Below are 16,529 nucleotides of genomic sequence, written 5' to 3'. Positions count from 1 at the left end.
TATCCGCAGACATACGCGGATGGTCTACGGCACGGCGCTCCAAAAATCGTGTGAGCAGGCCGGGCGGTGGCCCACTCACACTCATGGGGAACTGAGATCAAAGCTTACTGTATGGTCTCTGTTGCCCATGTCCCATCAGCGTTGAGTGTAACGTTGATGACTGAATGGCCTCCGGTGAAATCACACACAGCTGCCTTAACGCTCGAGGCGCTGAAGTTCATGACCGTGCCAGGAGTGTAGTTGCCTGTCTGGACATAGTATTTCAGGATCGGCTGACAATCAGTATTGTTGCTGGGATTGGCCACGACAAAGTTGGACAAGGCAATGCCGCCATTCACTTCAACAGCCGAACCAACATTGAAGATGGCGGGCGGCGCGTAGACCGGCGTCGTGATCCGAAATGCCCCAGGCTGAACACCTGTTCCAGCTGTCGGCTGGCTCAGACCCAACGGGCTCGCAGACGCGGTGGTCCAATCGTTTGCGGTGCCCGATGCAGGTGCCAGATCTATCGCACGGCTGGCCGAAGCATAGCCTGACGATTGCCCAACCTGCGGAGTGCTGTGTGCCTGTTGAATGCCGGCAAAATACTGCATGTTCACCTGGAATGTCAGGGTTGAACCCGTATCATTAAAATTTCCGAGGCTTTGAGCAAAAAGGCTGTTGCTATAGACAACTGGCCCACCCGCGTAGAGGGCTGGCTGCTGGAAAAAGTAAAACCCTTGAGTAGCGGACTCAAGATTCTTGACGTTGATCGTCAGTAACGTAGACATGGATAGTCCTCCTAGATTTGATCTTCCGCAGCAACGGCCAATCAATATTGTTGAGCGTTGGCAGGTTCAATTGATAGTTGCGTGTTAGTTCTTGAAATTATCAATTGATACAATGCGATCATAAGAAGAAAAACGCACTCTGCCTGTTACCGGTGTAACAACTCTCAGTTGTATTTAACTGCATATTGCCCTCGTGCTTAGTTTAGACGCGTCGTTTCACAAACGTACGTTCTTAGCCGGGGTAAATATGAACGCGGCCATCTACGAAGAGCGAACAAAAGAGCTTCGAGAGCTTGATTTCTTCAAGAAATTGGATGCTGAATCTCTGGATTATATTGTTAGAAACGTGCGGGTTAAGACCTATGCGCGGGGCCAGGTGATCTACCAGCAGGGTGACGCCTGTACTGCGTTTCACGCGCTGCTGTCAGGTGGCGTGAGCGTGTACTTCTGCTCGGCGGAGGGCCGGGAAGTCATTGTCTCTGAATTACAGGTCGGTGATGTGCTTGGAGATGTTGAGCTCGTTTCAAAGTGCGCCAGACAAGCCAATGCTATTGCAGATCAGACCACACGACTTCTGACAATCGAAAAGGTGATCTTCGAGCGCCTGATACATACCCCGATTTTTGCAACTGCACTGATGACGGGAATGTCTAAGCGATTGCATCAGGTGATCGAGTTTGCAGAAGGAATGTCGATTTATTCCTTGGAAACACGGTTGGCGCGATTATTGATGAATATGAGCGAGACGTACGGCAAAACTGTAAGTGATGGAATCCTCATAGATAGAACGATATCTCAAAGCCAGATTGGACACCTGATCAATGCAAGTCGGCCTAAGATAAATGCACAGTTACAAGCATGGAAATATGAAAATCTTATTCGGGTGAAGAATAACCAAATTACGATCTTGAATCGCCGCTCCCTGGAAAATCTCTCGCGCCAGCACGTCTACTCCTCCTAAAAACACGTTGGATCATTTTACGCAGATGTATCTATCGAAAGCCTGATGCCGTTTTTCAATCGGCATCAGGTTAAACATGAATTCTATTTACAACCAGCTTTCACAAAGGCGATGAGCTCCTGTGTTTTGCTTGTAAAAGCCGGACCCAAAAGATGGATGTCAGTGCCGCCTGATACCGTGCTGACTGCAGCAAATCCGCCATCTTGCGGTACGAACCACGCGCCGCCGCTTGATCCATGTAGAAAAGCGTTCGGCCGTACCTCGAAAGCATTTCCGACCTGTTGATCTTTGGTTGAAGTTTGTGCGTACATGAGGTTCCCATTTTCAAGATTGCCGGGATAACCCATTATCGTGACATCAGTAAAAGATGGGCCGATCCCCAGAGTAAAGGCTCCTGCATCAGATGGAGTGGTTGTCCGTAGCACCGCATAATCCAATGCTGCACGCTCGAAAGATGGTTTATCTGTACTGACAGGCTTCCATGCGGCCAATATCGCCACCTGATCGAAGCTGAACGGGGTGCCGCCGCCGTTTTCGTAACCTCGGTAAAATGCGATATTTGTTGCCTGTTTGTCCGCCTTGAACATGCTGTGCGCGGCCGCAATCACAATATTGTTGTCGCCTACAAACTGGGCGCTCGCCTGGAAGTTCTGCCCGCCGCGGGTGAAGAACACCTTTCCCCCAAATTTGTAGGGAGCATCTTGAATGTTGGCTCTTTCAGCATCACCCAGCTTGTCGTTGTCGCCACCCACAAAGTTGTTTGCATCATCTTCTGACAGAGCCTTGTCGCGCCGATCCTTCGTCCAATATTCGGCAGAAGCTGCAGCTGTTGTCTTGCTGGGCTGCCAACAGGAAAAATCATCATTGGCCTGTGCTTCCATGATGGGAAACAGACTGGCAGATGCAATTGCAAATGCTGTCCGAAGAAACTGTATACGGTTCATGGCACATCTCCTTGAGAGTTAACTCACAGGGCAATTGTTCGAGTTGGTTGTCACTTACCCGGCGAGGCGTCGCCGTGCGACGCCATGGCACCGTATTTCATGTATGGCGCCGTATTCTGTTTCCAATGGAACAGAGCTAAGTCAGGAGAAACCGAGAACAGGAATACAGGTGGTCCCAGACACTCTCACGGCCTGACGTCCTCGATGTAGATTTGGGTTTCCTGTTGCCCCAGGCTTATTCGATCAAGGTAGTGCGGTTTAGCAATTCGGGTTTTTTACGGGGCCAATGCTCTCCCTCAGGGTGAGCCTGCTAGGGCGGTGACAAGCTTTAGTCTCAGTTTCGAAATGATAGCAATGACGCCAGCCACGACTGGACCGTTTCGCATAGACTGAGCCACCGCAGTCGCCGCAACGCAGAAGGGCCGTCCCGGCCCGTCGCGACCGAATTGATGATGCTTTCAATTCACTCCATTCGGTATCGGAAAGGGAATACAAGTAGTGCTGTGTCGCGGCCGTTCAAGCCGAAATATGAGATGGCAGAAAGTAGCCAAGCAGTGTGCCGGCCATGATGATGACAAACACCAAGGTTGCTATCAGGCTGAAACGATAATCGCGTTCACGGATGAAGATCACGATGATCAAAACCAACTGCGAGACCGGAAGCAGGACAAAGAGTGCGATGCCGATGGTCATCAATGCCATGCCCCACGGGTGTTGGGGATGTTGTATGGATTCCCAGTACGCGAGGGAAAGCCCCTGCGATCACCAGAGATGCGATCCACATGCCTTAGTGAAGAAGGGTTGCCAAGTGTTCAATCGCTGCACTCCCTAGGAATTAGACCATTCAGAACGGCGCTCCACGCTCATTCACGTTGATATATTGGCAAGGAGAAGCTCAATCACCTCTCGCGTGCTCGAGGCGGCGGGAGATTGGGCAGGTGCCCCCATATGTAATAGATGGGCAAGTACTGCTTCAGACGGGGGATTTCGCATTGCAATACGATGCAGGTAAAGTGAGCGACAAATGAGAAAACTCTTTTACACAGCGGTTGTGGTTGCTTTGGGCCTCACCTTTTTTGTTCAGGCCGATATCTACCTTTCGAAAAAACGGAAAGACGCTCTCCTGAAGGCGCAACTTACGGTTTACGTCGCTCCACCGTTGCTCAACGATGGTGGTACCGTGATTGTTGTTGCAAACCCGATCACGCTGGAAAAGTGGAAAGCGTTGCCCAAAGGCGAAAACGCCGCTGACTCGGACCTTCAAAATGGAAAACACAAAGATTTGAAACACGACGACAGATTGTTTGGCGTCGTAGCTTCGACCAAAGTCAGCATCATTGAGTTTGTCTATCCGGAGGGTGGCACCTTTGCTTTCAATCTCGTGGCAATGGATAAACCAGGCAAAGAAAAAACACTCCTCAACACCCGGGAAGTTGAAATAGGGTCTGGCGGATATACGATCTGGCGTACCGGTGAAACTGTTTTATGGGATTATGTTTCAAATGTGCATGTTTACGGTCCGACAGTATCTGAAGGCGATAGCCGTGGCGTAGCCGTATATTCGTCTGAGATAATGAATTTGCATCCTCAAAAAATAATCTATGAAGGCGCTGTTCTTTATTCTCCAACGAACGGGCAGGTGGATGCGGCTGTGGTTACGGCCGAGGAGCAAAAGTGATCTCGTTGTGACCGTTGCAGATGGACGCCCAAAAATGATCACTGCTTCTGTCTATCGATCGGCCAAGTGCCGGGTTCATCGATATCCACCTCCCGGGAATTTAATCGGCGCACCCGATATGCTGAGCCTGCAGTTAATCTGGAAGGTCCATCTGGATCAGAGCGAACAGATACCAGAACCAGATGGCAAGTATAAGCACGCCCAGAAAGACAAGAGGATATCGCAGTCTTTTGCCATACGTCATGGCCATCCATGCGGAAATCAATGCAGCGATTGGCAGCAGAAACAAAATCGGCATTTAACAACGGCTCCAGTTGGGTGCGGGCAGGTGGTGTATGTATCGGTCCTCATAACTAGTTGCCACCATGATGCTCCCTTTTTTAAAGAGCCATAGCGCCATTCCAGACGCTGAAATCCATTGCCAATTCGTCGTTATGCTTCTCGACACAGCGCTTGCCCGTCACAAAAATTGTATAGTGTGGTTGGATACCCATAAATAGTTTGGAATTGTCCATTTCCCAATTCATCAGACAAAGTCATGGCGTCATAGACCTCCCGGCCAGAGGGACCGGCATATCGTCGCAATTGACAGGGATGGCCGGATGAAGTGGCAGGTCTCCAACGGCTACGGCAAAAGCTCGCTTGTCGAGATGGCAATCGGTCGATACAAGCCATCCTCGGGCGGCGTCTGCGGGCGAGGTCGCTGCATGGTTCTGGGAGTTTTCAGATTTAAAACTGGTCGTCACAGGCTTAATTTGCGGCAGAGAACATGTCCCTGCAGGCACCAATCAAACAGCACCCAAGCGGCACTTTCAAAGGAAAAAATCTAGGGAGAGGCCACGAGTGCTGCTCGCGGCAAGCGCGATGCGAAGGTTGCCCGTGTGATCGCCACGTTTGTTCCCTCGGGACTGCTGTCCACGTTCATCTGAGCGTCAAGCTGTTTGACCAAAGCTTGCACGATAGCCGTCCCTAGCCCGCCTACGCTTGTCGCTTCAGTAATTGTATTCTTGCCAATGCCATTGTCGGAGACGCTGAGTTTCCAATCGTCCGTGTCGATCTCGTAGGCAACCGTAATGGCATCGCCATCCTTGGTTGTTGGAAACGCATATTTGATCGCATTGATAACAAGTTCAGTCACGATCAAACCAAGGCTGACAGCCTTGTCGGAGCCGATCCAAGCGTTGTCAGATACCGACCGAACGATAATTGGTCGTGTCTCGCCGATCATGGATGATGCGAGGCTCTCGCACAGCTTCGACAAGTATGAGCCGACTTCGATCTGGTCGATACCGTTGGATGTGTGCAAATGGCGTTGGACCTCGGCTACAGACATGACGCGTTGATGTGCATCCTGCAGGTGCAGCCGGGTTTCCTCCGACGTGACGGCGCGCGCCTTGAGCAGCAATATGCTCGCGATTATCTGCAGGCTGTTGGCGACACGATGCTGCATCTCCTGAAGCAGCATATCCTTTTGCCGCAAGAGCTCTTCGGTCTGTTGGAGAAGATGCTCTTTCTCCCGTTCTATGACGCGGCGATCAGTAACATCGGTGAAGGCAAGGAGGATGGTCGAAATGCTGCTGTCATCGTAAAGCACTTTGCGGGCATTAAGCAGCATGGTTCGCTTGCCGATATTTGGGAAATCATGCTCTACCTCAAAACCGTCCATGGCTGTTTTCTCAGGGATGATGGTTTCCAGAAGAATGCGCAGGGCAGGGATGTCCCATTGCCCATCACCGAGTGAATACAGCAATTTTCCGTGCGTGTGTTCGGGATCAACCTTGAATGCAGCGTAAAACGAGCGGCTGACAGCGAGGACGTGAAAGCGATCATCGAGAACGACGAACGGCTCAGGAATCGTATTAACGATTGCCTGGGCGAGTTTCTGCGCGTCTTCGATATTCTGAAGAGTGATCATGAAATAAGGTTGGCCCGATCTGGACGAAATAGGGCAGATCGATTGCTCTGCCTCTATGATCCTCAGCAACGATAGACCGTTCATCCCCCCATGTCGCGAAAGTATTTAGGAATGATCGTCAATTTACCGGAGTACGGTCATCTTCTGTCTTTTAGCATCAGCACCATGAAGTAGGGACCACCGGCAAAGGCGGCCAAAAGTCCTGCCGGTATTTGCCAGGGGAAGATCAGTGTACGGCCCATCCAGTCGGCGCTGACCAGAATGAGCCCGCCGATAACGGCAGACGCGAAAAGCTGCGGAATTGCCCGCTGGAATCCCAGAAAGCGCGCAAGATGGGGCGCCATCAATCCGACAAAACTGAGCGGACCAATCAGCAGGGTTGCTATTCCGGCCGGTATAGCTGCCAGAAGCATCAGAATCACATGGGCGAGCGGCAAATTCACGCCAAGCGCGCGCGCGCTTGAACCGCCGAGGGGCAGAATGTCGAGCCATCGTGCCGTGAGCGGAATGATGGCAAGCAGGAGCACTGCAGTAATAATCGCAACGACCGCATCCATCGGACTGGCGTGATAGGTAGAGCCGGACATCCAGGCTAGCAGAAAGTCGATCCTCTGATCGCCGCCGGCTATGAAGACAGCGGCAATGGATGAAGAAATTGTTGCGATGCAAACGCCCGCCAGCAATTGCCGGTCGGCGGAAAACCGTTTTTGCCGTCCGAAGAAAAGCAGCATGAAAAGTGTTGCTAGGGCGCCGGCAGCGGCGGCAGTAAACGTCAATGAACGATTGACGCCACTGGTGAGGAGCATCACCGCAAGAACCCCGACCGTGGCTCCGCCAGATACTCCAAGCACTTCGGGGGCCGCCATTGCGTTTCCGGTCATGCGTTGCATCAATGTACCCGCAAGTGCAAGCATCATACCGGTACCCAGTGCGGTCAAAGTCCGTGGACCGCGCAGATCAAGCAGGTTTGAAACGTCCGAAGGTTGAAGCCAATACCAGCCGCCCGCGCTTCTGCCGAACATAAAGACAACAACCAGCACAAGGATCAATAGCCCAAGCATCATACCCAATCGCAACCTTGTATTTACTGTTCGGACTGACACGTGGGAGGGACGTGCGGTGATTGCGGCGGGGCGCAATTTAATCAGCAACAGCAACAACAGCGGGGCACCGAAGAGTGCCGTTGCAGTGCCAGTCGGAACTTCGGAAGGAAAGGGGGCCATCTGGACCAGGCGATCAGTCAGCCACAGGAGGGATGCTCCGGCCAAAGGTGCCCACGTTAACCGTTGGCGTAGTGTTCGCGCACCACACATGCGCACCACTGCCGGAGCAGCGAGAGCGATAAAACTGATGACGCCGACTGATGCGACAACCATGGTGCTGAGAACGACTGCAATAAACATGCTGGACAGTCTGACAAGCGTTGGCCGTGAGCCAAGGCTTTGCGTGCTTTCATCGTCGAGCTCCAGCAGCAAGAGCGGCCGCAAGAGCGCAAAAGATGCTAAAAGACCACCAACAACCCAAGGCAGAAGCTTGAAAATGGCGTCACCGCCGTTCTGTACCAGAGAACCGCTCTGCCAGATGAACAGTTCTTCCGAGTATTCCCGATTAAGCGCCATCAAAAGCGAGCTCGCCGAGCTGCATGTCAGGCTGATGATCAATCCGGCTATGATCATTGTAACGGGCGAAAACGATCGCCCTTTGGCAAGCATGAAGACAATCGCCGTTGTGACAGTTCCGCCGGCCAGTGCGACCCATTCTCTTCCGGTCTCAAGCATCCATGGCGCGTATAGTGTTGCGATGACAATGGCGAGACTTGCACCTGCATTGGTGCCAACAGTTGTCGGCTCCGCAAGCGGATTGCGCAGAACCTGCTGAAGGATCGTCCCGGTCAGACCGAGCGCGGCACCGACCAAAGGCGCGATGAAGAGGCGGGGTAACGCAGAGTAGCGAAAGATGAGCTGATTTGGATCGGTCAAATCTGTTGCGCGGAAAGACTGCCACCACTGATCAGAGGGCAGCAGATGGTTCAATGCGACATAGGAGAGTATGGCAGCAAGCAGCGCCGGCAAGAGAACCAGCAGAGCAAGATTGCGGTTGCGCGAACTTGCGGGATGAGCGGATGAATGCGGCAAGCGGATCATGTCATTGCCAACAGGCTCGCAAAGCGTTCAGCTGCGGCCAGGCCGCCAAAGGGCCAAACTGCCGGAATGGTGATCACCTTGCCGTTTCTGACACAAGGCAGGTTATTCCAAAGCGTGCTTTGATCGATCCGGATCTTCACGTGTTTGGGGATGGGATCAAGCGAGATCAGTGTTGCATCGCCAATGGAGACCAGTTCCTCAATACCAACGGAAGAGAAGCCCCATGTGTTGGTTTCCTTTGTCCAGGCATTGGTGAGGCCAAGCTTGCTCAGTATGTCTTGAAAGAGGCTTCCTGCACCGTAAACACGTACATGCCTGTCGTCGAACATACTGACAATGCAGAGCGGCCGTGTTGCCCGGTTACCCATCTGCTCCCGAACATGTGCCACGGTGTTCTCGACACGAAAGACGAGGGCTTCTGCCTCGGCGGATCGTCCGAGTATGGCTCCCAGCCGTCGGGTTTCCTTCTGGGCCTGAGCATAGGGAGCCATCGTTCCGTCATAGAATGGTACATTGAATGTGGGCGCGAACCGCTTGAAGTCGCTTTCCTCCAGACCGTAGCCATAGGCTCCGGTAATGAGATGCGGTTGCAGATCGCGTAGCATTTCAAGGTTGGGTTCACTGCGCGATCCCAGGTCGAGAATTGATGAGGCAAGGTCCGGCGCAACGACCCAATCCTCATATCCCCTGAGATCACAAAGGCAAAGCGGCACCAAACCGAGAGAGATTGCCATCTCGGCGGATGTCCATTCGAGACAGGCAATACGTTCCGGTGTGCCGGTCTGAGCTCGAGAAGCATTGCCCGCCAGCCAGGCAAATGCCATGCCGCCAAGGCAGACGCGCCGTGTGATCCCCGCGGATATGCCTCTTGCACTCACGGATCTGATTACCAGTGATACTTCATGGAACCCGTCAGCTTCCGTCCTTCGCCATAGAAACATCCGTAACTTTCATTGAAACAGGAGGCGACATACTTCTTGTCGAACAGGTTGCTTGCATTCAGCTGGAACTGCAGGTCTTTCCAGTTGTAGCTGATGGCAGCATCGAACAGCGTGACGGCGGGAACCTTGAACGTGTTGGCGTCATTTCCGAATGTCGCGCCGACATAACGTACGCCAGCACCAAGTCCGAGGCCTTCCAATACACCGTTCTGAACCTTGTAGTCCGCCCACAGTGAAGCGCTGTGGGTGGGAACACCAAAGGGTGTGTTGCCCTGATTGCTGGTTCCTGTTTCAGCGTCAACCTCTGTCGGGCTGGTAATCTCCGTATCGAGATAGGTGTAGGCGAGCCTGAGATCGAGGCCGGAGCCAAGACTGGCAACGCCTTCGAGCTCTATGCCGCGGGACCGTATTTCGCCCGTCGCCAGAACATCATCGGGACGTCCCACGCCGCCATAACGGGCGACGTTCTGGCGTGTGAGATCGAAGGCAGACAAGGTGATGAATGAATTCCAGCCAGTCGGTTGATACTTGATCCCAATTTCGTATTGTTTTCCCGTCTCCGGAGGGAGCAAGTTGCCATTTGTATCTACGTTGCTCGTCGGTTGGAAAGACTCGGAATAGCTCACATAGGGAGCAAGTCCATTGTCGGCGAGATAGACGAGACCGGCACGTCCGCTGAATGCTTTGTCGTCCCGCTTCAGCGAGGGATGATCGACATTGTAGGGATTGTCGATTGACGCATTGGCCCAATCATAGCGACCACCCAAAGTCAGGTGCCATTTGTCCAGGGTAATCTGGTCCTGAGCGTAGAGCCCTACCTGTTGCAGATGCGTATTTGCATCCTGATAGGGTGTAATATCCGTTACGGGGTTGCCATACACAGGGTGATAGATATTGAGCTGGCCTACGTTTGCACTGGACGCATAGTCACGATAATTGTAGCGGGTATAATCGACACCCATCAGGAACTTATGATCGAGTTTACCGGTGTCGAACTCGGCCAGTGCCTGCGTGTCGACGGTGACACCGTTAAGGCTTGTACCGCCGACATCGGCGTATCGGTTGTAAGTTTCGCCGTCAGGCTCAAGTCCAAAACCAAAAACACCTTCCTCGTCGTGCTTGAACCAGACGTAGCGTGCGTTCTGGCGGATTTTCCACGTCTCGTTGAAACGGTGCTCGAACTCATAGCCAATCGATGCCTGTGTATTGTTGTAGGAGTCGAAGGACGGCTCGCTGACAAAACGACTGGCAGGAATTTTGCCGAACCCCACACTGCTCGGGCGGACGGTGCCGTCGGCTGGAAGATACTGCATGGCCCATCCTGACCGGTCTCTCTGATAGTTGGCCAGAACGGTCAGGCTTGTGTTTTCATCAGGCTTCCACGTGATGGATGGGGCGATAAAGATGCGGTCGTCCTTGACGAAATCGATTTGAGTGTTTCCGTCTCTGACGAGACCAACAAGACGATAAAGCAATGTTTTGTCCGCATTGAGCGGACCACTGAGGTCGAACTTACCTTCATAACGGTCGAAACTGCCGGCGCTGAATGAAATCTCGTTGACCTTCTCTTCAGTCGGACGCTTGCTCACATAGTTGATCAGCCCACCGGGCGCTGCCTGACCGTAAAGAACCGATGCCGGGCCGCGCAGAATTTCGTAGCGCTCGGCACCGTACGGATCCAATCCGGTGAACAGAACGAAATTACTTTCTTTCAATTGCAATCCATCGCGATAAAATACGCCGTTGGCACTGGACATGCCACGCAACATCACACCGAGACCACGATTGTCCGTTCCATAGAGATCGCCGCTGGCACCGGGGGTATATCGCAGGACGCTGTTGAGGCTATCGACCGCTTGGGCCTTCATCTGATCGCTGGTGATGACAGAAATGGATTGTGGGGTTTCGATCAGCGGTGTGTCTGTCTTTGTCCCCGTCGCGCTGCGGTTGGCAACATAGCCGTCAACCGGTCCCCAGGCGCTTTCAACCCGAGAACTGATTGTGATCGGATCAAGAACAATGGATCCATCCGGTGCGGGCGAAGTGCTCGCTGAGGAGGCTTGCTCAATCAGGGTCACGGTAGTGGCATTTGTGAACCGGTAACTTAGTCCGGTTCCGGCCAGCAGCCGACGCAATGCATCTTCCCGAGCGAAATTACCGGAAACGCCGGGCGAATTACGGCCCTTGGCAAGGTCCGCGGTGTAGAGCACCTGAAGATTGCTTCGTTCGCCGTAGGCGGCAAGAGCGTGGCTTAAGGAGGTGGCAGGGATGGAGTAGGATATCTCACCTGCCTGGGCGGGCCCGGCCGTTTGCGCATGAGCCATTGCGACGGGATAAAACGCTACTGTCGTTAACAGTGCCATACTCAATTGGCGCGCGCGATACCCCGCCTTATCCAAACCAAACTTCCCAAGCCCCCGCATACTACCCTCGCTTCGCATCTGTATCATGTCGCCCGAAACGCAGATTGCGTCTCTCCGATGCCAAGACGAGTCCAGGTGATAGCTACCTCACCTTAAAACATGAAAATATTCATCATAATATAAAGAAAGCTATTATGCGGGGCGCAGGAGCACGAGATAGCGCGTCAACTGAATGCTCTTTACGGGCAATGTCCCAATGATGGCGTCAAGCACGCCATCAGGATTGCTAATATCGAAAATGCCACTGACATGCAGATCAAGCAGGCTTTTGTCTGTGATCCGGATGGTACCGCTGCGATAGCGGTTAAGGTCGGCAATAACTTTGCGCAGTGGCTGATCCTCAAAGATCAACTTGCCGCGCTGCCATGCGGTTTCTGTTTCACTCGCGTCCCGGCGGATATCGCCTAGGCCGGAGGGGCCATAGGAAATGGCTTCACCAGCTTCAATCCGGGCGGCAGTTGCGTCCATCCGGGGCGCCACGGAAACGGCGCTTTCCTGAACCGCGACAGTAACGTCTTCCGGGCTAAGATGAACAACGAACTCAGTGCCAAGCGCCGTTATGCTGCCTTGACTGGCTTCAACAATAAAAGGCCGGCTCGCATCCTTCGCAACTTTGAAGAAGGCGCGCCCGCGCTGTAGCACGATGCGTCGCACCGTTGAGGTAAACTCCACTGAAAGCGCCGTATCGGCATCAAGATTGATGAAGCTTCCGTCTGTCAAAGTTGCGGTTTTGAGTTCGGATGTCCCTGTATAATGATCGCTGGTCACGAAATCAGGCAAACCGGCGAACCATACAGTTCCACCACCAGCAATTGCCAGCGTTGCGGCGCCGATAAACATGCGGCGCGATATGGTTGGTGTCCGGGAGGGAGTGCTCCGGACGCCCGCACGCGGATCGGGCATGGCATCGAGTGCTGACCATATCGCTGACAGTTTTTCGTACTCACGTGCATGAGCACCATCCGCTGCAAGCCAAATGTCCAGTTCATGCCGGTCAGACTGCGAAGCATCGCCGGAATTGATCTTCACGAACCACGCAAGGGCGGTGTTGCGGGTCATAGTGCTGGAGATTTCATTGTTGGCTTGAGCCATCAGGGCACCGGGGGCAATGGCAAGAGAGCTGTTCTTTCTCTGGCTTCACATGAACTAGACGAGTGGGGAGGCCAGATACCTCATCTGGCTTTGACAATTATTTAATCCAACAGATCGCCGAGCCGGCTGCGGCAGTGTGCAAGGGCTTTCATGACGTGCTTTTCGACCATGCTACGCGAAATTCCCAATTCGGAGGCGATCTCGACGTGCGTGAGGTCATCATATTTATGCATCAGGAAAACCTCACGACATTTCGGCGGGAGCTCTGCAATGGCTTGTTCCAGTATTGTCAGGCGCTGTCGATAATCAATGACCCTATCTGGTAAAGGCTCATCGACCGCCTGATCCGGTACTTCTGAGGAGGTAATATAGCGCGCGCGGGATGCTTCGCTGCGCAGGTGGTCGACTGCAATATTATCTGCAATCCGGAACACGTAGGCGCGTGGGCTCTGAACATGGGTATCGGGTGATACATGCTGCAGGCGCAAATAGGTATCTTGCGCAACGTCCTTTGCCGACGCGGCACTGCCCAGCTTGCGGGTCAGATGCCTGACAAGGTCGCTGTAGTGCAATGTCAATATATGCAGCAGAGAAGGCCTGTCTTCCGCCACCATTTACCAAAACCAATTCGAATTACAGGGATCGTCTGGCTACATCTATGTTGGCTTGACGGATTGTTTGAACAGATCGGACCCTAGAGCAATCTCGAACCAACTGCAATTATCGGATAGTTCGAACCACAATCGTTAACTGCCGTCTTGAGCGTAGGATATAAAAACGCTGATGCAACGAATGACTGGAGATTCTTACCCATAACGGCACACCAAAAAATAGCACATGGTATATCGGTCCAACGACGCCGAGAGTCATCGCGCTGAACAGACCGCTTTCGAAGCCTTGCTCGCATATCACTGACTTTGAATGGCAACGGTATTCTTCAATTGATACGCGGGTTCGCGGATTTTGTCGCACAATAACGCAACGAGGGCGGCGCTCCGCTACCTGTTGCAGTCGGCTCAGACTTCCCTTGCGCTGAGTGCGCTCTCGATTGAGTCTGACATTATCGTCATCCCCAGGTCGATCTCCTTTTCTGAAACTGTAAGAGGAGGCGCTATTCGAAATACACCACCCATTCCGGGTAGTTTGACAATGTTCATGTTCAGTCCACGCCCAAAAGCTTCTTTTGCGATCTCCGAGCCAAGTTCGTGATCAGGGCTTCTGCTCTGCTCGTCCTTGATGATCTCGACGCCCAGAAAGAGACCCCGCCCGCGCACGTCGCCGATGCACTCATATCGCTGCTTGAGCCGGGACAGGCCATCGAGCAGCTTTTCGCCCAAAGACTGGGCCCGTTCAACGAGGCGCTCTTCCTTCACAACGTCCAGCACCGTCAGGCCGACAGCAGCAGGAAGAGGGTCGGAAACATGCGTGGTGTAGAACAGGAAGCCTTTTTCATATGCAGCGTCCTCGATCTCCGGCGTCGTCATGACGGCCGACAGCGGAAGCCCTGCACCAATTGTCTTGGACAATGTCAGAATGTCAGGGGTAACACCGTCTCTTTGAAAGGCGAACATCTCGCCCGTGCGGCCGATGCCAGTCTGGGCCTCATCAAGGATGAGCAGCATCCCGCGTTCGTGGCACTTTTGTTTTAGGGCGGTCAGATAGCCCCTTGGCAACTCCAGCATGCCACCGCTGGACAGGATAGGCTCGGCGATGAACGCTGCGAGGCTTCCCGTAGACTGGCTGTCGACGAGAGCGAAGGCGTCATTGAGCTCGGTACGCCAGTCCAGCGACCCGTCCGCATTCTTGAAACGTGGGCGGAAGGTGTTCGGCGCCGGAATGGCGAGCGATCCCACCGTCGCTGGCCCGTATCCTTTCCGGCCGGCACTGTAGGTTGCCGAGGCTGCCGCGCCGGTCATGCCGTGCCAGCTTCTTGAGAAGGCGACGACTTCGTGCTTACCGGTCACGAGCTTGGCCATGCGGATGGCTGCTTCATTGGACTCGGCTCCTGTTGACAGCAACAGCACCCGTTCAAGACCTGGGGCCAGCGCAGCCAGACGTTCGGCGAGCTCTACCACGGGGCGGGAAAGCATGCCGCTGAAGAGATGCGCAACCTTTGCGACCTGTGTTTGAACGGTCGAGACGATCCTTGGGTGAGAGTGACCCAGCAATGCGCTCATCTGCCCCGAGGTGAAATCGAGGATCGGTTTGTCGTCTGCATCATAGACGAATGATCCTGCCGCGCGCTCGATAATGGCGGGATCGAAGGTACCCCCATAGCGGATCAAGTGCTTCCGGGCAGAGTTCCAGAACGCGGCATTTTCATTTTTTGACATGAGTCACCTCGGAAAGTTTTCCCGGCGGACTCTATCGGCTGGTACAGGGCCAGTAAAATTGATAGTTTTATGATTGAGATATTAGGAAAATTAATATGAAACCGCCGCTCGACCTGCGTTTGCTTGTCACATTTGTTCATGCCGTGCGCTCGGGTTCACTCAGTGCTGCGGCCGTTCAAGTCGGACGGACACAATCGGCCGTGACGATGCAAATGCAGCGGCTGGAAGAGATCGTCGGTCAGGATCTCCTGTATCGAGGCGGGAGCGGCGTCCGCCTTACCGGCAACGGTGAGCGCTTTCTGGAATATGCCGAGCGCATTCTCAGCATCCACGACGAAGCCATCACAGCGTTTTCGGGGGGTGGTTTGCGTGGCTCTATCGTTTTTGGCTGCCCCGAGGATTATCTGGTTTCGACTTTTCCATCGCTCCTCCAAAGTTTTGGGCGGACGCATCCGGATGTTGAAATCAAGGTCGTCGCTGCTTCAACGGACCAACTTCGAAAGCTTCTGCATTCGAAGCAGGTCGACCTTGCGCTTGTGTCAATGTCCAGCTGGGCAGATTCCCACGATGTCGTCTGGACAGAGGCCCTGGTCTGGGTCGGCAGACAACCGACGTTCGAGCTTTGCAACTTCGGCGATACTGTGCCGCTTGCGCTCTCTGCCTCCAATACAATCGATCACAAGGCCGCGTGTGAAGCCATGGTGCGCGTAGGGCAGCGATACCGGATCTCCTATGCGAGCAACAGTCTTGCCGGATTGGTTGCTGTGACACGGTCCGGCCTTGCGGTCAGCGTCATGACCGAACAGGCAGTTCCATCCGACCTGCACGTTCTCGGAAATCCACTGCCAGCGCTCCCCAGTCTGGGGATTTCACTCGCCTTTACAGAGTCTGATCAATCACCCGCGACAAAGGCCTTCGCCCAACACATCCGTAGAGTGTTGAGGCGTGCGGCCTAATCATCAGCCCGCCGGCGCAAACACGATGTAAGGCAGGCAAAAGAGACTATCAACCGAAATGAATGATATTAAACCGAATAGGTATATTTGTGGCTTTGTCACTTTGAACAGAGTATTGGCTGGCTCGTCGGTTCAAGGTTGCCGAATATATCCGAGGAAAAATACGTTGACCTTCCTGCATAGCGCCTTCTCGTCCACCGAACGATAACAGCGGTCTGCGTCCGGGATCCTAGCAGCGCCAGCGTTGTACCCGCAATGTATACGCAGAAAACCGCCGGAAGTCGGATCAAGCGGCGAGCGCTGTCGCCGCGCCACGCACGCGGTGCTCAAACCCGCAAACTTGAGACGCACACAGATGTAGAGAGGCGAATT

The 16,529-nt window shown here is 53.6% G+C and carries 14 protein-coding genes and 1 pseudogene; 4 read left to right on the top strand and 11 right to left on the bottom strand.

Translation table 11 applies throughout. From position 1 onward, the window contains the following. Positions 1 to 104: 104 nt before the first annotated feature. Complete coding sequence (locus FHW16_RS13295) at positions 105 to 770, bottom strand: hypothetical protein (RefSeq protein WP_182549694.1); 666 nt, start codon at positions 768 to 770, stop codon at positions 105 to 107. 247 nt (positions 771 to 1,017) lie between these two features. Between FHW16_RS13295 and FHW16_RS13290 the strand changes: the two genes are divergently transcribed. After that, positions 1,018 to 1,731 carry a Crp/Fnr family transcriptional regulator gene (locus FHW16_RS13290; RefSeq protein WP_182549693.1) on the top strand — a complete coding sequence of 238 codons (714 nt, stop codon included), beginning with the start codon at positions 1,018 to 1,020 and terminating at the stop codon, positions 1,729 to 1,731. An 83-nt stretch (positions 1,732 to 1,814) separates the two neighbouring features. Here the strand turns inward: FHW16_RS13290 and FHW16_RS13285 are convergent, their stop codons facing one another. Both FHW16_RS13285 and FHW16_RS13280 read right to left on the bottom strand, forming a co-directional pair. After that, positions 1,815 to 2,675, bottom strand: a complete 861-nt coding sequence (locus FHW16_RS13285; protein WP_182549692.1) for a hypothetical protein — start codon at positions 2,673 to 2,675, stop codon at positions 1,815 to 1,817. Positions 2,676 to 3,191: 516 nt separating this feature from the next. Continuing rightward, positions 3,192 to 3,368: a DUF1634 domain-containing protein gene (locus FHW16_RS13280; protein ID WP_182549691.1), complete on the bottom strand. Its 177-nt coding sequence runs from the start codon at positions 3,366 to 3,368 to the stop codon at positions 3,192 to 3,194. A gap of 331 nt (positions 3,369 to 3,699) precedes the next feature. Here FHW16_RS13280 and FHW16_RS13275 point away from each other — a divergent pair, with 331 nt between their 5' ends. Continuing rightward, positions 3,700 to 4,353: a hypothetical protein gene (locus FHW16_RS13275; RefSeq protein ID WP_182549690.1), complete on the top strand. Its 654-nt coding sequence runs from the start codon at positions 3,700 to 3,702 to the stop codon at positions 4,351 to 4,353. A gap of 133 nt (positions 4,354 to 4,486) precedes the next feature. Here the strand turns inward: FHW16_RS13275 and FHW16_RS13270 are convergent, their stop codons facing one another. Then, a complete protein-coding gene (locus FHW16_RS13270) occupies positions 4,487 to 4,651 on the bottom strand; it encodes a hypothetical protein (RefSeq protein WP_182549689.1) in 165 nt (54 codons plus the stop codon). 256 nt (positions 4,652 to 4,907) lie between these two features. On the opposite strand from FHW16_RS13270, the pseudogene FHW16_RS13265 reads away from it, so the two are divergent. Further along, positions 4,908 to 5,062 (top strand): annotated as a pseudogene (locus FHW16_RS13265) (IS5/IS1182 family transposase); the annotation flags it as partial. A 117-nt stretch (positions 5,063 to 5,179) separates the two neighbouring features. On the opposite strand, the gene FHW16_RS13260 reads toward FHW16_RS13265, so the two are convergent. The 7 genes from FHW16_RS13260 to FHW16_RS13230 form a co-directional block, all read right to left on the bottom strand. Beyond that, positions 5,180 to 6,268: a sensor histidine kinase gene (locus tag FHW16_RS13260; protein WP_182549688.1), complete on the bottom strand. Its 1,089-nt coding sequence runs from the start codon at positions 6,266 to 6,268 to the stop codon at positions 5,180 to 5,182. Between the two features lie 137 nt (positions 6,269 to 6,405). Then, positions 6,406 to 8,412, bottom strand: coding sequence for a Fe(3+)-hydroxamate ABC transporter permease FhuB (fhuB, locus tag FHW16_RS13255; RefSeq protein WP_182549687.1), 2,007 nt, complete (start codon positions 8,410 to 8,412; stop codon positions 6,406 to 6,408). Beyond that, entirely contained in the window at positions 8,409 to 9,290 is an 882-nt protein-coding gene (locus FHW16_RS13250; protein ID WP_348643884.1) for an ABC transporter substrate-binding protein, read from the bottom strand. Before FHW16_RS13250 ends, fhuB begins: the two co-directional genes overlap by 4 nt. Positions 9,291 to 9,298: 8 nt before the next feature. Further along, complete coding sequence (locus FHW16_RS13245) at positions 9,299 to 11,716, bottom strand: TonB-dependent siderophore receptor (protein ID WP_246711750.1); 2,418 nt, start codon at positions 11,714 to 11,716, stop codon at positions 9,299 to 9,301. A gap of 192 nt (positions 11,717 to 11,908) precedes the next feature. Then, positions 11,909 to 12,868 (bottom strand): FecR family protein, encoded by a 960-nt coding sequence (locus tag FHW16_RS13240; RefSeq protein ID WP_182549686.1) that lies wholly within the window; start codon positions 12,866 to 12,868, stop codon positions 11,909 to 11,911. 101 nt (positions 12,869 to 12,969) lie between these two features. Continuing rightward, positions 12,970 to 13,482, bottom strand: a complete 513-nt coding sequence (locus tag FHW16_RS13235; RefSeq protein ID WP_182549685.1) for a sigma-70 family RNA polymerase sigma factor — start codon at positions 13,480 to 13,482, stop codon at positions 12,970 to 12,972. A 402-nt stretch (positions 13,483 to 13,884) separates the two neighbouring features. Beyond that, positions 13,885 to 15,201: an aspartate aminotransferase family protein gene (locus FHW16_RS13230; protein ID WP_182549684.1), complete on the bottom strand. Its 1,317-nt coding sequence runs from the start codon at positions 15,199 to 15,201 to the stop codon at positions 13,885 to 13,887. Between the two features lie 95 nt (positions 15,202 to 15,296). Here FHW16_RS13230 and FHW16_RS13225 point away from each other — a divergent pair, with 95 nt between their 5' ends. Next, entirely contained in the window at positions 15,297 to 16,157 is an 861-nt protein-coding gene (locus FHW16_RS13225) for a LysR family transcriptional regulator (RefSeq protein WP_182549683.1), read from the top strand. The last annotated feature ends 372 nt before the right edge of the window (positions 16,158 to 16,529 follow it).

This window comes from Phyllobacterium myrsinacearum, assembly GCF_014138285.1.
In the GTDB taxonomy this organism is placed as follows: Bacteria; Pseudomonadota; Alphaproteobacteria; order Rhizobiales; family Rhizobiaceae; genus Phyllobacterium; species Phyllobacterium myrsinacearum_A.
Note: the sequence above shows the minus strand (reverse complement) of the source record. Positions and strands in the feature narration are given on the sequence as shown.

Bases quoted from the DNA above. Each gene is read 5' to 3' on its own strand.
- FHW16_RS13275 (WP_182549690.1), top strand. From the start codon at position 3,700: ATGAGAAAACTCTTTTACACAGCGGTTGTGGTTGCTTTGGGCCTCACC.
- FHW16_RS13260 (WP_182549688.1), bottom strand. From the start codon at position 6,268: ATGATCACTCTTCAGAATATCGAAGACGCGCAGAAACTCGCCCAGGCA.
- FHW16_RS13295 (WP_182549694.1), bottom strand. From the start codon at position 770: ATGTCTACGTTACTGACGATCAACGTCAAGAATCTTGAGTCCGCTACT.
- fhuB (WP_182549687.1), bottom strand. From the start codon at position 8,412: ATGATCCGCTTGCCGCATTCATCCGCTCATCCCGCAAGTTCGCGCAAC.
- FHW16_RS13285 (WP_182549692.1), bottom strand. From the start codon at position 2,675: ATGAACCGTATACAGTTTCTTCGGACAGCATTTGCAATTGCATCTGCC.
- FHW16_RS13240 (WP_182549686.1), bottom strand. From the start codon at position 12,868: ATGGCTCAAGCCAACAATGAAATCTCCAGCACTATGACCCGCAACACC.
- FHW16_RS13235 (WP_182549685.1), bottom strand. From the start codon at position 13,482: ATGGTGGCGGAAGACAGGCCTTCTCTGCTGCATATATTGACATTGCAC.
- FHW16_RS13270 (WP_182549689.1), bottom strand. From the start codon at position 4,651: ATGCCGATTTTGTTTCTGCTGCCAATCGCTGCATTGATTTCCGCATGG.
- FHW16_RS13245 (WP_246711750.1), bottom strand. From the start codon at position 11,716: ATGGCACTGTTAACGACAGTAGCGTTTTATCCCGTCGCAATGGCTCAT.
- FHW16_RS13280 (WP_182549691.1), bottom strand. From the start codon at position 3,368: ATGACCATCGGCATCGCACTCTTTGTCCTGCTTCCGGTCTCGCAGTTG.
- FHW16_RS13290 (WP_182549693.1), top strand. From the start codon at position 1,018: ATGAACGCGGCCATCTACGAAGAGCGAACAAAAGAGCTTCGAGAGCTT.
- FHW16_RS13225 (WP_182549683.1), top strand. From the start codon at position 15,297: ATGAAACCGCCGCTCGACCTGCGTTTGCTTGTCACATTTGTTCATGCC.
- FHW16_RS13230 (WP_182549684.1), bottom strand. From the start codon at position 15,201: ATGTCAAAAAATGAAAATGCCGCGTTCTGGAACTCTGCCCGGAAGCAC.